This window comes from Aphanothece stagnina RSMan2012, from assembly GCF_046764815.1.
In the GTDB taxonomy this organism is placed as follows: Bacteria; Cyanobacteriota; Cyanobacteriia; order PCC-6307; family Cyanobiaceae; genus NIES-981.
The window spans coordinates 57832-72791 of record NZ_JBKOUC010000008.1 but is presented as its reverse complement, the minus strand read 5'-3'; the positions used below and the strand labels follow the sequence as shown (position 1 = coordinate 72791).

Annotated in this window: 14 protein-coding genes; 8 read left to right on the top strand and 6 right to left on the bottom strand. The window is 61.9% G+C overall.

The window, feature by feature from the left end; translation table 11 throughout:
• The 6 genes from ACLNEE_RS07110 (at position 1) to ACLNEE_RS07085 (ending at position 5396) form a co-directional block, all read left to right on the top strand.
• A complete protein-coding gene (locus tag ACLNEE_RS07110) occupies positions 1-792 on the top strand; it encodes a glycosyltransferase family protein (protein WP_411423551.1) in 792 nt (263 codons plus the stop codon).
• Positions 789-1775, top strand: a complete 987-nt coding sequence (locus tag ACLNEE_RS07105; RefSeq protein ID WP_411423552.1) for a glycosyltransferase family 2 protein — start codon at positions 789-791, stop codon at positions 1773-1775. Before ACLNEE_RS07110 ends, ACLNEE_RS07105 begins: the two co-directional genes overlap by 4 nt.
• A gap of 76 nt (positions 1776-1851) precedes the next feature.
• Entirely contained in the window at positions 1852-2472 is a 621-nt protein-coding gene (locus tag ACLNEE_RS07100; RefSeq protein WP_411423553.1) for a methyltransferase domain-containing protein, read from the top strand.
• Between the two features lie 32 nt (positions 2473-2504).
• Positions 2505-3479, top strand: coding sequence for a polysaccharide deacetylase family protein (locus ACLNEE_RS07095; RefSeq protein WP_412006932.1), 975 nt, complete (start codon positions 2505-2507; stop codon positions 3477-3479).
• A complete protein-coding gene (gene galE / locus ACLNEE_RS07090) occupies positions 3421-4485 on the top strand; it encodes a UDP-glucose 4-epimerase GalE (RefSeq protein WP_459382401.1) in 1065 nt (354 codons plus the stop codon). Before ACLNEE_RS07095 ends, galE begins: the two co-directional genes overlap by 59 nt.
• Entirely contained in the window at positions 4455-5396 is a 942-nt protein-coding gene (locus ACLNEE_RS07085) for a glycosyltransferase family 2 protein (protein WP_412006931.1), read from the top strand. Before galE ends, ACLNEE_RS07085 begins: the two co-directional genes overlap by 31 nt.
• Before the next feature lie 308 nt (positions 5397-5704).
• On the opposite strand, the gene ACLNEE_RS07080 is transcribed toward ACLNEE_RS07085, so the two are convergent.
• From ACLNEE_RS07080 to purE, 4 genes are all read right to left on the bottom strand, one after another.
• Positions 5705-6841 (bottom strand): IS5 family transposase, encoded by a 1137-nt coding sequence (locus ACLNEE_RS07080; protein ID WP_411424179.1) that lies wholly within the window; start codon positions 6839-6841, stop codon positions 5705-5707.
• 226 nt (positions 6842-7067) lie between these two features.
• The gene (locus ACLNEE_RS07075; RefSeq protein ID WP_411424180.1) at positions 7068-7289 is read right to left on the bottom strand and encodes a hypothetical protein; all 222 of its coding nucleotides are present in this window, start codon (positions 7287-7289) and stop codon (positions 7068-7070) included.
• 341 nt (positions 7290-7630) lie between these two features.
• Positions 7631-8701 (bottom strand): AI-2E family transporter, encoded by a 1071-nt coding sequence (locus ACLNEE_RS07070; protein WP_411424181.1) that lies wholly within the window; start codon positions 8699-8701, stop codon positions 7631-7633.
• A gap of 30 nt (positions 8702-8731) precedes the next feature.
• On the bottom strand, positions 8732-9298 hold the full coding sequence (gene purE / locus ACLNEE_RS07065) for a 5-(carboxyamino)imidazole ribonucleotide mutase (protein ID WP_411424182.1): 567 nt from the start codon (positions 9296-9298) through the stop codon (positions 8732-8734).
• 45 nt (positions 9299-9343) lie between these two features.
• Here purE and ACLNEE_RS07060 point away from each other — a divergent pair, with 45 nt between their 5' ends.
• Positions 9344-10513 carry an N-acetylglucosamine-6-phosphate deacetylase gene (locus tag ACLNEE_RS07060; RefSeq protein WP_411424183.1) on the top strand — a complete coding sequence of 390 codons (1170 nt, stop codon included), beginning with the start codon at positions 9344-9346 and terminating at the stop codon, positions 10511-10513.
• A 47-nt stretch (positions 10514-10560) separates the two neighbouring features.
• A complete protein-coding gene (bchM, locus tag ACLNEE_RS07055) occupies positions 10561-11334 on the top strand; it encodes a magnesium protoporphyrin IX methyltransferase (RefSeq protein ID WP_411424184.1) in 774 nt (257 codons plus the stop codon).
• Here bchM and gghA read toward each other — a convergent pair.
• Both gghA and ACLNEE_RS07045 read right to left on the bottom strand, forming a co-directional pair.
• Complete coding sequence (gene gghA, locus ACLNEE_RS07050; RefSeq protein ID WP_411424185.1) at positions 11314-13839, bottom strand: glucosylglycerol hydrolase; 2526 nt, start codon at positions 13837-13839, stop codon at positions 11314-11316. The genes bchM and gghA overlap by 21 nt on opposite strands.
• 56 nt (positions 13840-13895) lie before the next feature.
• Positions 13896-14945, bottom strand: a complete 1050-nt coding sequence (locus ACLNEE_RS07045; protein ID WP_411424186.1) for a pseudouridine synthase — start codon at positions 14943-14945, stop codon at positions 13896-13898.
• Positions 14946-14960: the final 15 nt, after the last annotated feature.

Here is a 14960-nt window from a genome sequence, read left to right as displayed (position 1 = left end):
ATGGACAAGGCCACGCCACCAATGACATTATTAGAGATGCGGGACTGTCGCTATGTCGATCCGCAATCCCAACGCATCATTATTGGAGTCTTGACATGTAACAAACACGCTGGGCGCGCTAATGGGGTGCGGGTGACATGGGCACGACAGCTTCCGGAGACATACAGACTACTTTTCCTATTCGGGCGACCCGGCCAGCCTCCCCAAATGGTAGGCGATCAACTTTTTCTCGACTGCCCTGAAGCCTACGAGGCTCTGCCGCAAAAGGTTCACGCATTCCTGCAATATTGCCATGAGCATTTTGACTTCGACTATATTTTCAAGACGGATGACGACACATTCCTCGATCTGGAACGCTTCATCGGGTTTGACAAGCAGGGTGGTGACTACATCGGGCAATTTCTAAGTCTTGAGAATGTGAACTCAGCGATTGCCAGAACCTGGCATTACGGTAAATGCGAAGATAAAACCTTTGAGAAGCCTTATCAACGACAATTCCTTTGCCCCTGGGCTACCGGTGGAGGCTATTTCCTGAGTCGAAAGGCAGCCCAACGAGCTGTATCCAGGACCAAAGCGAATCACCTTGAGCACATCTTTGAAGATCTCATGATTGGTGAGGCGCTGACGCGTGACGCCGAATTGAACGTGGTGAACCTGCGCTTCGCCGAAATGGGCATCGTGAATCCACTGCTGCCCAAGGATATGTGTTACCTGAGAGATATCCTGCTTGAAAAGCGTTTATTGGCCGAGCAGGTAGTAGCGCTTGAACGACAGAGGAAAGTGCATAAATGAGCCTGGTCAGCATTGTGATGCCGGTACACAACGCTGCGGCCTGGCTGCCACGCAGCGTCTCCTCAGTGATCGGTCAAAGCTATAAAGACTGGGAACTAGTTGCTGTTGACGACGGTTCAAGTGATGCGTCACTATCCGTACTGAAGCACTACGCCAGTATGGAGCCTAGAGTAAGAGTACTAAGTCATGATTGCAATACAGGGGCCGGCGCGGCACGCAACACTGCCTTGGCGGTCTGCCGCGGTCAATACGTGAGTTTTCTGGATGCAGATGATGAGTTACCAATCAAATCCATTGAATGGCTTTTACAGGCAGCTGAAGAGTCGACATGTCCACTCGTCACAGCTCGCTATGATTGGAGGAGAATTTCATCTCAGAAACCCATAGATCAAGGCAGTGGACATCTACAGCAAGAATATTTCAGGTCCTCGCAACACTTGCAGAGCATACCTGGAAGTCATTGTTGTAACTTATATGCGATGTCATTGATCACAGTCAACAATCTAAGCTATCCCGATGATCTAGCCATAGGGGAAGATCAAGTTTGGCAAGTCAATGCTCTGCTGGCGGCAGAGAGGATTGCCGTTCTGGATCGCATTGTATACATCTACCATCACTATAATGATGCCTCGTTGACCCGTGGGGCGGTGAGCGTGAGCCGAACACTTGATGACATTGAGCACCAGCGTCGAATCGCCCATTCACTTCAGAGTAATGGTCTTAGAGGAGTAGCCTTAGCTAGGCTTGAGGCATGGTCCTATTCAATCAAGGAATATTGGCATCAATTACCCCATGAGCATTCGCTTCCAGACGTATTACCGGTATTCAAAGCGATGCGAGATTTAGCTGATGAGTTCAATGTTCTTCCCTGGAATGAGCACACACCAACTGAGCACAAGCAACTTTTGTCGCATATCCTAAATAAGGAAGATGAGGTCAGCTGGCAACTGCTGACTGAACTTTCCAATAACCAATCAATCTGAAGTTTACTTAATGTTGCCTAGCCATTCAAAGGAAACCCTTCCGCTCGGCTCCTTAAAATGGGGCCAATTGCGTGACATGAAGCCGGCCAGCGATCGATGGGGCTTCGACCGCGGGATGCCGGTAGATCGCCATTACATTGAGCACTTTCTCCACAAGCACCACAAGGCCATTTCAGGGGTGTGCCTTGAAGTCTTGAACTCGGACTACACCCATCACTTCGGTGGCGACCAAGTAACTCAGGCTGACGTACTTGATATCAATGCTGAAAATCCTAGGGCCACTATTATTGGTGATATCACCGATCCCAGCACCCTTAAGCACGATCATTATGATTGCTTCATCCTGACACAAACCCTACAAGTGGTAGTGGACAGCGAAGCCTTACTTCGCAACGCATTTGCCGCGATGAAACCGGGCGGCGTGATACTCATCACCACATCTTTTGTTTGCAGTTATAGTCCGCATCCCATTGACCTGTGGCGCTTCACAGATGCATCTCTACGAATCTTGATCGAGCGCGCGACAGGAACAATTCCTTCGGATTTACAGTGCTTTGGTAATCTCGTCGCTACAATTGCCTTTCTGAAGGGATTAGCTGCCTGCGAATTATCCTCGGCAGAGTTGGATCATTTCGACAAGCGATATCCTATCATTATTGCGGCAAGAATTGACAAGCCGGTCGACGAAGGAGCTTGACGATGAGGCACGAATCCGTAGCAGCGCTACTGATGTATCACCGAGTTGCGAACTCAGAATTCGACCCGTGGAAGCTCTGCGTTTCTGAAGAGAATTTCCATGCCCAGTTAGTGGCAATAACAAAAGCTGCTACGACTATGGGCATTTCTGATTATGTTGAGGCAAATAAAGCTGGATATCCTCTCCCCAAACGCATAGCAGTCGTGACCTTTGACGATGGTTACGTCGACAATCTTCACACAGCATTGCCTTTATTGGCAAGGCATAAGGTGCCGGCCACCTTCTACATCACAACTGGATATGTTGGCAGTCCCCGAGAGTTCTGGTGGGATTGGCTGGAGACACTCCTAATTGTGCCCAATGAACTGCCTGCGGTTCTGGAATTGCACTTACCAGACTGCAAGCGTGAGTGGAAGCTCGGTGATGCACGAATCTACAACCACTTTGCACGCGCTGCAGATTGGGATGTTAATCCTTGGAGCGCGCCTGTTGGGACACGCCTTAATTTTTTCTACGATGTCTGGAAGACTTTGTGGCCCTTGCAGGATAAATTCCGTTGGAGCGTCTTGCAAGATATTGCCGATTGGAGCGGCCACCCTGAACCGACTAATCTAGAACGACGGCCAATGACTCATGATGAGCTTCGCAGGCTAGCCCAACAGGATTTTATCGAGGTGGGCGCCCACAGTGTGGATCACCCGCCGCTGCCCGCCCATCCAGAGTTTGAACAGCGGCGGCAGATCACGTTAAGTCGTGATTTTCTACAAGAGGTGTCGCCTAAGCCCGTACGCAGCTTCGCTTATCCGCATGGCGAGTTTTCTGCTCAAACAATCACGCTCTTGCAAGAAGCGGGTTTTGACAGTGCTGTTACGGTCGAGCAAAAGCTTGCGGGACCCAATTGCAACGCCATGGTCTTGCCTCGATTCGGCGTGCGAGACATGAGTGGCGATGATCTCGGTTTACGACTTCAGAAATGGTTCGACCACGTGCCGGCCGCTAATGGGTAGACGCGAGACTATTCTTGCGTGTGGTGGTGCTGGCTTTATCGGCTCTCATGCTTGTGTAGTGCTCCTCTTAAAAGGATATGACGTGATAGTGCTCGACAACTTCGCGAACGCGCGCCGCGACGTGTTGAAACACATTTCCAAAATTTGCGGCAGGAAGCCTCACTTGATCCAAGGAGACATCCGCAATCGCGCTTGCATGCATGATGTCTTCGCCAACTACCGCATCGATGCAGTCATGCACTTTGCAGGATTGAAGAGTGTTAGCGAGTCGGTGTCGCTGCCTTGGCTGTACTACGACATCAATGTGCATGGTACGTTGAATCTTCTTACAGCGATGCGCGAGGCGGAGGTTTTCCGACTGATTTATTCCTCATCATGCACAGTCTACGGCAACGCCGAGCACATGCCCTTGACTGAAGATTGCGCTCGGGGGTTCACTAGTCCGTACGGCCATACAAAACTAGTAGTTGAGGACATTTTGCATGAGTTTGCAAAAGCCGATACGCGCTGGGCTATCTCTTGTTTACGCTATTTCAATCCGTTGGGTGCCCATAAAAGTGGCACGATTGGTGAGCGTCAGCTAGGGACGCCATCCAACCTAATGCCATTGATAGTACAAGTGGCCGCAGGTGAGAGAGATTTCCTACGAGTGTACGGCAATGATTACCCTACGGCTGATGGCACTGCAGTGCGCGATTACATTCACGTGATGGATTTAGTTGAAGGCCACTTGGCGGCACTCGTATACATTCAGGAAAACGAGGGCTGGCATGCAGTGAATCTTGGTAGAGGCAAGGGCACTTCCGTACTTCAACTAATAGGCACATTTGAAACAGCCGTGAACAGATCGGTGCCATGGGAGTTTGCACCGCGCCGCTTTGGAGATATACCCGTGTGTTGGGCAGATCCCACATTGGCTTCAAGACTATACGGCTGGGCAGCACACCGCTCGCTTGAGCAGATGTGTTTAGACGCATGGCATTGGCAGTGCTCTTACCTTCCATGACTACGCAAGTACCACTTGTATCGGCTATAATCATCTTCTTTAATGGTGAGCGATTCCTAGGAGAGGCAATCGAGAGCGTGTTGGCACAAAGTTACGACAACCTTGAGCTGCTTCTAGTTGACGACGGTTCCAGCGATGACAGTGTGGAGATTTCGACCCACTACATCACTAAATACCCTCGAAAGGTCAAGTACCTGTGCCACGCTGATGGCCACAACCACGGGATGAGCGCTGCGCGCAATCTGGGTGTACTCCACGCAACCGGAAAGTATATAGCGTTTCTAGATGCTGATGACGTCTGGCTACCAGACAAGATTACCGAGCAAGTCTTACTCATAGAAGCCAACCCAGGAGTTGCCATGATTTACGGGCGTACGCAGATCTGGCATAGCTGGAACCCTCTCAATAACACCAAGGACTTCTTCTACCCGTTGGGAGTAAAACCCGATTGTATTTATCACGGTAGGCGCATGCTTGGCCAGCTGCTTGAAAATCGCTTTCAGTCTCCAACCACCTGCAATTCTATGCTGCTGCGTCGTGCCTTTTTAGAAGTTGGAGGCTGCGAAATAGCATTTCGCAACCAGTATGAAGACCAGGTGTTTTACTTCAAGCTGTATTTACAGCATGATGTGTACATAGCGAATGACTATTGGGCGCGCTACAGACAGCACGAAGACAACTCCGGCAACCATTTCGATCCAGATAGCTACTTTCGCGAGCGTGCTGCTTTCCTTGATGTAGTGATGCGCTTGGCATGCGCACAGTGGTCACAGCTTGATGGGGTCACCCAAAGGATTCTATTACGTGAGTATCTGTATACGCGATGGCCACGCGGCACGACTTGGGCTCAGAAGACGAGGAGGCTGCTGAAAAAGTTCATCAGCCGCAAGCTAACCGTCCAACGGCACTGAGCGGATGTGCGGCCCACAAGAGGTGGCCGGTCCGATTTTTCTTCCATGTCGCCTCAGAGGAGCGTATTCCGCGGTCACCTGGAGGCTCCGTGCCAAACAGGTCCCAGAGCAAATCGCCCAGCAGGGCCTATTAGGAGTTTGCAGAAAAACCATGCCGTGAGGCGTCTTTCTCCTCCCAAGCAGAGCTGGCCATGGCGGGGACTTGATGGGATGGGCTCAGACTCGCTATCCAACCATGAGCATCTGGATGGGGCCCTTGGCTGGCGTTGATGCTCCCTGCGGGCCCCTCCTTCTGGAGAACATCCCGTTCATGCTGTCGCCTCCAACGGTTTGAGCAGGTTGCCCAGTCGGATCAGGTTGTAGGCGATCACATGCAGTCCGAACACGGCAGTGACATTGCCCTGACCCCGCAGCTTGAACTGGCGCAATCCACCGAACTCCTTGATCCAGCCGAACACCTTTTCGATCCCGCGGCGTGCATGGATGGATTTGGCGTAGCCCTCATGGCGGGTGGTGCGGCCATCGATCGCGGAACCACCGGAGCGGCCGGAGTTCTGGGCCACATGTGGAGTGACGCAGAGCCGCCGCATCTCTGCGACGAATCCTCTGGTGTCGTAGTTCTTGTCGGCTCCGATGGTTTTCTGGTGAGCTCCCGGTAGATCCGCTGCCATCGCTTTGGCGGCCTCCCGTTCGCCGTAGCCATCGGCCTGCGTCACCCGGCAATTCACCCCCAGGGCATGACGGTTGTCCATGAGCACGTGGCCCCGATAGCTGGGCAGGGCCGGATGAACGTTGGACTTGCGGGCCAGCAGAGCGTCGGGATCGGTGCCGGAGCGGTGGGTCTTGTTGCTGAGCCTGAACCCGCGGAAATCGCCCTTGGCCCGCGTCTTACCGGTCTTGGCCTCCCCGAATCCCTCGCCCGGTCCGGATGGCGGAGGCGGCGGATCATCGTCCCCGTCGATGCGCTCCAGGGAGGTGTGAGAAGCCCAGGCCTGCAGCAGGGTGCCATCGACGGAGAAGTGCTCGTTGCTGAGCAGCGGTTTCACCTCCGGCGAGGCCATCAGCTTCTCCAGGAACCTGCCCATGACCTGGTCGTTGAGCAGCCGCTCGCGATTCTTGGTGAATGTCGTGGGATGCCAGATCGGATCGTCAGGGCTCAGACCCACAAACCAGCGAAACAGCAGGTTGTAGTGGAGCTGCTCCAGCAGCAGACGCTCCGATCGGATCCCGTAGAACGCCTGCAGCAACGAGGCCAGCAGCAACTGCTCCGGCGGCACCGAGGGCCTTCCTTCTGAGGCATAAAGCTCACAGAAGGTGGGATTGAGGCGATCGAGAGCCTGATCGGCCAGCTTGCGGATCCGCCGCAGCGGATGACTGGCCGGGATCCGCTCCTCGATCGAGACGCAGGAGAACAGCGAGCCGGTGCGCTCCTGTTGACCTCGCATCAAGGGATGGGCAGTTGCCCCATTGTCGCAGGGGTGGCCGGGTTTTTCAGCGAACTCTTAGAAGTCTGTCTCAGTAGGCCTGGCATGTGCGCCCTGCCTGCTGCGTCGTGTGCGGGAGCCGCATCTGACCCTTGGACTCTGAGCCCGCCAACGCCCCTGCTGCCGCAAGCGATCTGATCAGTTTCCTCCAGACGCTGCCGGACTGCCGGATGCGCCGGGGCATCCGCTATTCCCGGTGGTGGATGCTGCTGGTGGCGATCCTCTCGATCCAGAGCGGCCAGGGCTCGCTGGTGGGCATGGAGTGGGAATGAATCGCCTGGAGATCCAGCTCGGCTGCGAGATCGAGCGGGAAGAATAACAGATGGTTCTCCGGCAGCCACTCCACCGGTGAAGGCGGCAGCAGGGTTTCCTCGGGGCTCCAGGGGCGGAAGGCCTTGGGCTTGACCATGCCCCATTCTCCTGCCCAGAACCCTTGCTGTCACTAGGATCTGGGCAGATTCAGCGGCGGCTGTGCAAGGTGCGGGCGCGGATCTATGTGCGACAGCTAGGGGGATCTCCAAGCAATAGTGGCTCGATGCACCCAAAGAATCGCCAATGGTCGGACTGCAGATTGGCGGACTGAGCCTCACTAATGTCCCGAGATGGATTTTCGATTTTTACTGACAGTATCACAATGGCAAATGAATGATACAAACTCTCAATTAGCATCGGCCTAGATTTGTCATGTCTAAAAAGATGAGCCTTGGGTTTCGGCCAAACCAAACCAAACCTCATGGTCAGGACTCAACGTCAATCTAGCTGCATCTCACCCCGCAACCGCATCCCCCACGCATCCAGAAACGTCTTCCCACAGCTCGCCACCGGCACCGCCAGCAACAACCCCAGCAACTCCCCCAGCCCCAGCAGGCTGCCCAACCGGGCGCCGATCGGCAGGCTGATCAGCAGCCAGGCCGGCTGCAGCCCCACGATGCTGCCCATCAGCCGCGGCTGGATCACCTGATCCACCAGCTGGCCCACGGTGATCGCCGCCACCAGCACCTCGAGCCCCGTGCGGGGATCGTTGAGGGCCAGCAGGGCACTCACCAGCACGATCGTGAGGGCGCTGGCATAGGGCACCAGGGTGGTGAAGCCGATGGTCACGGCAAAGAGCACCCCATAGGGAATCCCCAGCAGCGTGAACACCAGGATCTGCAGGCCGCTCAGGATCAGCGCCAGCACCACCTGGCCGCCGAAATAACCCCGGAAGGTGCGGCTGAGCGTCTCCACCACCAGGGGCCGCACATCCGTCGGGAGCCACTGGGCCAGCCCCGCCGTGATCCGCTCGCCGCCCAACAGCAGGAACACCGAGAGCACCAGCACGATCACGGTGTTGACCGTGATGCCCACCGTGGCGCCCAGCAGCCCCAGCAGCCGTTGGCTGAGCTGACTGGCCAGCTTGCTCAGCCGCGTCAGCAGATCGCTGCTGAGATTGCCGAAATCGGTGGGAATCCCCTGCTCCTCGGCCCAGGCTTCCAGGGCATCCAGCCACACCTCTCCCTGGGCCAGCCATCCCGGCAGGGCCGCCACCAGTTCCGCCAGCTGGTCGATCAGGCGAGGCACCAGCCAGATCAGGGCCAGGACCAGCAACCCCAGGGCCAGTCCCAGCACCAGCACGATCGCCAGGGGCCGGGGCAGACCGCGCTGGCGTAGCCAGCGGCTGGGGATATCCAGCAGGAAGGCGATCAGCGCCGCCGCCACGAACAGGGCCGGGAAAGGTGCCAGGGGCACCAGCAGCTGCCGCAGCACCCAGAGGTTGAGCACCAGCAGCGGCAGCGCTAGGCCGACCTTCAACCAGGGGGGGAGCACCAGGCGTTCGAGCATCGCGGGGCAGGCGGAGGTACCGAGAACGCTTCAGCCCATCTGGGCCAGGTAGGCGGCACTGCCCAGCTCCACCAGGCGCCCATCCTTGGCCCGCACCTGAGCGTGCAGCTCGGCCCGGTAGGCAGCCACCGCCTCGGCCAGGGCCGGATCAGCCGTGGCCAGGATCTGCACTGCCAGCAGGCCGGCGTTGGTGCCGTTGCCGATCGCCACCGTCGCCACCGGGATGCCCGCCGGCATCTGCACGATCGAATGGAGGGAATCCACCCCCGAGAGAGCCCGGCTCTGCACCGGCACCCCGATCACCGGCAGGGTGGTGAGCGCTGCCACCATGCCGGGCAGGTGGGCGGCACCGCCGGCACCGGCGATGATCACCCGAAGGCCGCGGCCTGCGGCCTCCTGGGCGAACGCCACCATTTCCAGAGGGGTGCGATGGGCCGAGAGCACCCGCACCTCGGACGCGACCCCGAAGCGCTCCAGCACCGTCACAGCCGGCTGCATGGTGGGCAGGTCGGAGTCGCTGCCCATCACCACCGCCACCCGCGGGCCTGCAGCCGAGCTGGCAGCGGCAGAAGCGGCGGGGGCGGCACTGGGGCTCAAGAGCTGGCGGCGGAGGATGGAGCCATTCTCCCGTGTGCACCTCAGATGCGCTGGATCAGCAACGTGCGGCTGCCCCGTGCTGCCCGCTGCAGCCACGGCGCCGACCAGCGCTGGCGGGTGGGGGTGGATGCTGAAGGCTGGATCGCGGCGGTGGAGCGGATCGATGCGGGCAGCTCCGCCGCCGGCGACGACTGGCAGGGCGACTGGCTCAGTCCGGCGGGTGTCGACCTGCAGATCAACGGCGGCCTGGGGCTGGCCTTCCCCGAACTCAGCCCGGCCGATCTGCCCCGCCTGCTGGAACTGCTGGAGCTGCTCTGGCGCGATGGGGTGGAGGCGATCTGCCCCACCCTGGTGACCTGTGGCATCGAGCCCCTGCGCCAGGCTCTCGCCGTGCTGGAGCAGGCCCGCCAGCAGCACCGTCCGGGACGCTGCCAGCTGCTCGGCGCCCACCTGGAGGGGCCCTTCCTGCATCCGGACCGCCGCGGCGCCCACCCGGCGCACCACCTCGCAGCCCCGAGCCCGGCAGCCCTGGCCGAACGCATCGGCGGCTTCGAGGAGCAGATCGACCTGGTCACCCTGGCGCCCGAACTGGAGGGGGCCGAAGGCGTGATCCAGGCGCTGCGCGAGCGGGGTGTGGTGGTGAGCCTGGGCCACAGCACCGCCAACGAAGGCCAGGCCGCCGCCGCCTTCGAGGCCGGGGTGGCCATGGTGACCCATGCCTTCAACGCCATGCCGGGACTGCAGCACCGCGACCCCGGTCCGATCGCCGCGGCGGTGCTGCAGGGCGACGTGGCCCTCGGCCTGATCGCCGACGGCGTGCATGTGGCCCCCTCGATGGCCCTGCTGCTGCTGCGCCTGGCCCCGGAGCAGGTGGTGCTGGTGAGCGATGCCCTGGCTCCCTACGGGCTGGGTGAGGGACGCCACCGCTGGGATGAACGCCTGCTGCTGGTGCAGGACGGCAGCTGCCGGCTGGAGGACGGCACCCTGGCCGGGGTGACCCTGCCCCTGCTGGAGGGGGTGCGCCGCCTGGTGCGCTGGGGGGGGCTAGCGGAGCGGGCGATCGCGGCCGCCACGGTGACACCGCGCCGGGTGCTGGGGGATCAGCGGGATCCGGCCACCATGCTGGTGGGCACACCCCTGGGCGAAACCCTCCGCTGGCGGCTGGCGCCCGACCAGGGCAGCAGCCCGGAGCTCACCTGGCGGCGGGCGGCCTGAGCCCGGGGCCTGCTCCCTAGGATCCGCGCCAGTTGGTAGACGACTCCATGGCCGCTGAGCAGCTGCTGGACCCCTCCCAGGCAGGCACCGCGGCCGAGGGCACGGCAGGCAAGGCAGCCGAGAAGGCCGAGGTGAAGGGCTACTTCGAGACCACCGGCTTCGAGCGCTGGAACCGCATCTACAGCGAGAGCGAAGACGTCAACAAGGTGCAGCGGAACATCCGCCTCGGCCACCAGAAGACCGTCGACAACGTGCTGGCCTGGCTGCAGGAGCAGGGCAACCTGGCGCACCGCAGTTTCTGTGATGCCGGCTGTGGCGTGGGCAGCCTCAGCCTGCCCCTGGCCCAGCTGGGCGCTGGCTCGATCGCCGCCAGCGATCTCTCCGAGGCCATGGTGGCCGAAGCGGCCCGCCGGGCCAGCGAGGCCGGCATCCCCGCCAGCCGGCTGACCTTCTCCGCCTCCGACCTGGAGAGCCTCAGCGGCCGCTACGACACGGTGATCTGCCTGGATGTGTTCATCCACTACCCCCAGGCCGCGGCTGAGGAGATGGTGCGCCATCTGGCCGCCATGGCGGAAAGGCACCTGATCGTGAGCTTCGCGCCCTACACGCCGCTGCTCGCCCTGCTCAAGGGCATCGGCCAGCTGTTCCCCGGCCCCAGCAAGACCACCCGCGCCTACACGCTGCGCGAGGACGGCATCGTGAAGGCCGCGGCGGAGGCCGGATTCGTGCCCGTACGCCGCAACCTGAACCAGGCCCCCTTCTACTTCTCCAGGCTGATCGCCTTCGAGCGGCGGGAGGGTTCAGACCCCGGCCGGGGTTGAGTCCCCAGCGGCCAGGGGCTCCAGGATCAGGGCCTGGCTGTCGGCCAGGGTGAAGGCCTCCCCCTCCAGATGGGCCGCATCGATCGCCAGCCCCGGGGAGGCGAGCAGCAGCGTCCAGCCGCCGGTATGGGTGGGGAAGAGCTCGGGAAGACGCACCGCCATCGGTTCACCGCCCATGTGGGCCACCAGCGCCACGGCCCCGGACCCTTGAGGATCACGGCGCAGGCCGTAGAAGATGGTGGTGCAGGGGGTTGTGAGCAGGTCGAGGCGCTCGTCACTGACCCCCTCGCTCACCCGCAGGTTGTGACGTAGCCAGGGCCGCTCCCGGCGCAGCTGCCGCAGCGCCAGGTTGTGGGCCGCCCGTTCGGGCTCAACGCGGTCGGCATGCAGCCAGACGTTGCAGGCGGCATGCATGTCCTCCATGAACCGGCGGGCGAACGCCTTGAGCCAGGCCACATCCACCGTGGGGACCGCACCGGAGGGCTCGGCAGGGGCCGCGCCCTGGCACGCCGTGGCGGTGAGCTCGAGGTCGTAGTCGGTGGCTTTGATCGCCTCGGTGAGCGCCGTGAGGAAACCGCGCAGGTCCTCCAGGGTGGCGAAGCCGAGCCGCTTCAGACCGCTGAACAGGGCCCCGTCGCCGTACAGCTCAGGGGTGACCTGCCAGTCGAGGAAACCAGGCGCCTCCTCCGCCACCACCTTCACGCCGAAGCGATCATCGGTGTTGCGGAAGAACCCCCACGGCGCTCGCATCAGGCAGTGGATGAAGTCCATCGGCAGGCCGGGCGAGAAACCATAGGTGAGGGCCCCGATGGAAGGGTTGTCATAGGCATTGGCCAGCACCTCGGGCAAGGTCGCGCCGAGGTTGAGGTTGATGGGCTCACTGGCCGCCACCTGGGTGCCGCGACGCAGGGTGTCGTGATTGCCGCAGCCGGTGATCCAGCCGGCTCCGAACTGCATCTTTTCGCAGACGCGCCGCCATTTACGCGCCCAGAATCCCTGCAGAGCCGGGGTGTTGTGGGCGAAGATCAAGGGGCCCCACTGAAATGAATCGGGACGCAGCTCCACCAGATCGCGGTAGGTGGAGACCTCCTCCCATCCTTCGGCAGGCCAGGGGCGGCCATCCTCGTAGATCACGAACGGGCGCCAGCGGGCTGGTCCGATCTCCTGGACCAGATCCCCCATCGCCAGCAGGTAGGGGTCGTCGTAGTCCACCTTCTCGGTGAGGGGGTTGAAGTATTTGAAGTCCTGACCGCCGTCGATCCGGATCCCATCCGCACCGGTGCTCACCTTGCGGCGCTGCATCTCCAGCAGGATGGCCCGCACACCAGGGTTCTGATGGTTCACATCCTGGCCATACATGTTGGGCCCCTTCAGAAAACTGACATTCAGGAGGTCCAGGGCCTGGTTGTCGGCATGGCCGTAGACGAGGTCATAGATCAGCCGGATCGGGCCGGTGGGAAAGTTGTGGAGCTCGGCCACGAAGTCCACCAGTTCATCGGGCCGCAGGGTTTCCAGCAGGGCGGGGTTGGTGGCCGCACTGCCGAAGATCACCACGTCGTAGCCCCAGTTCTGCAGATCGGGCCGCCGCAGCCTCACCCGCACCTCGTTGGGATCCCGGAAGAGACCCTCGGTTTCCGAATCGAGCATCGCCCCGTCCTCGGCGCAGATGCTGAAGAAGTCGTCCTCCGCCTGGCCGGCGCGCACCTCCACCGTGGGCTCGATCGGCAGGAGCTGCACGGCGTCGTAACCGATCAGGTTGGTTTCCGCCGGCGTCAGGGGCTCGCCGTGGCGCAGCTTTCGGGCCAGCTCGCGGTAGAGCGCCGTGAGGCCGGAGACATAGCCGTTGGGCGAGGCCGTGCGCACATGCAGCTGCAGAATGTTGCTGGGAGCCGGCACCGTGAAGGGACACGGCGGCTCGTTCTCCGCAGCGTCGCGCAACACCGCCGCGGCCATGGCTTCGTAATAGGGCAGATCGGCCCGCCGCCGCTGCAGGGCGTCGACGTCGTACACCTCTGCCGGGGCGTACACCCCGAAGGGATAGGAGCTGCCCATCGGATCGCCCACCCTGAGCACGCCGTTGGTGTCCGGGCAGAGGTAACGCAGCCAGTACAGGGAGCCGATCGCCTGCGTGGTGCCGGCCTGCAGGCCGTTCAGCACACCCCACTGGTAGTCACCCTGCTTCTCGAGCTGCACATAGTCGCGGCGGAAGCGCACGGTCTGCTCGTCCCGGCCGGGATCGATGGGTTCGATCGGGGTGAACACCTCCAGGAGAATGTTCTTGGGCTGGATCACATCCCCGGAGAGTTCGGGCGTCCAGAAACCGATCTGGGTGAGTCCGTCCGCTCCCGGCCGGGCCCCCAGCCCCGTGGCCAGCTGACGGGCCTTCTCAAGGGTGGAGGCATCACTGGCCTCGATGGCCGCGGCCCAGGCGAGGAGCTCGGCGGTGGGCTCCGCCTCCAGCCGGATCGCGGGCTGGGCAGCTTGCAGGACAGCTCGTTGGCTCACGGCATCCTCTCCAATCACAGCAGCGGGAACGGCGGGCCATGGCCCACCCCCGGACCTCACGGTGCCATGCCAAGGCCATCGCCGAGGCGGCGGAGCCGGGGCGGCAGGGGCGCTTCGAGCTCGAGACGCCGGCCCTCGGGTGCGGTGAGGCTGAGCCGATGGGCATGCAGGTGGTAGCCCCCCTGCCCAGGCAGGACCAGCGGCTCCACATCCCCGCCAGGCCGGTAGAGGGGATCCCCCAGCAGGGGGGCGCCGGCGGCGGCCGTGTGGATGCGGATCTGGTGGGGCCGCCCGCTGGCGATCGCCACCTCCACCAGCCAGCCGGCCTCGCGGCGCTCCAGCAGGGTGAGGGTGCTGGCAGCCGGCAAGGGCCGTTCCCCGCCGGCCGCCCAGATCGCACCCAGCCGCCCATGGGGCCGCCGGCCGATCGGGGTGGTGATGGTGAGGCTCTCCCCGGGGAGCAGGCCCGCGAGGGCGCTGGCCGGTCCCACGGCGATCAGGGCCCGGTACCGCTTGCGGCAGCCCGCCGGCTGGGCCGGGCCCGGGGTGGCTGCGGTGCTGTCCCGCAGCAGGGCACTGAGCCAGGCCCTGCTGGAACGGCACCGGGCGCACACCAGCAGGCCGGAGGTGAAGCGGCCCAGCCGGTGCACCGGCCGGGGCAGGCCGGCTCCGTCCTCCAGGTCCCCGGCAGCCACCCGACGCTCGATCTGACGCAGCACCGTGTGCTCGAGGAACCCCCCGGCCGGCAGCACCGGCAGGCCGCTGGGCTTGTCGAAGACCACCAGGTCGCCGTCATCCCACAGGGGGGCCGGCAGCCGCGGCACGGCGGGCTCCTCCCACGGGGGCCGCCGCCAGGCGAGGCGATCCCCCGGAACCAGCGGCCCATCGGCCCGCAGGACCTGCCCATTCCGACTGATCTCGCCGGCGGCGAGGCGCTGCAACCACAGCAGGCGGGACGAATGGGGATAGCGGGCGGCGTAGAACCCGCTCACGCTGGGCACGGCATCCACTGGCAGCCCTGCTCTCGGCTGCAGAGCGGCAGCGTCCACCCGGTCGCGGTAGGTGTGGCCCGTGTTGGGGGCGGCGGGCAGCCAGGCGTCCTCCATCAGCAGGGCAGGGCG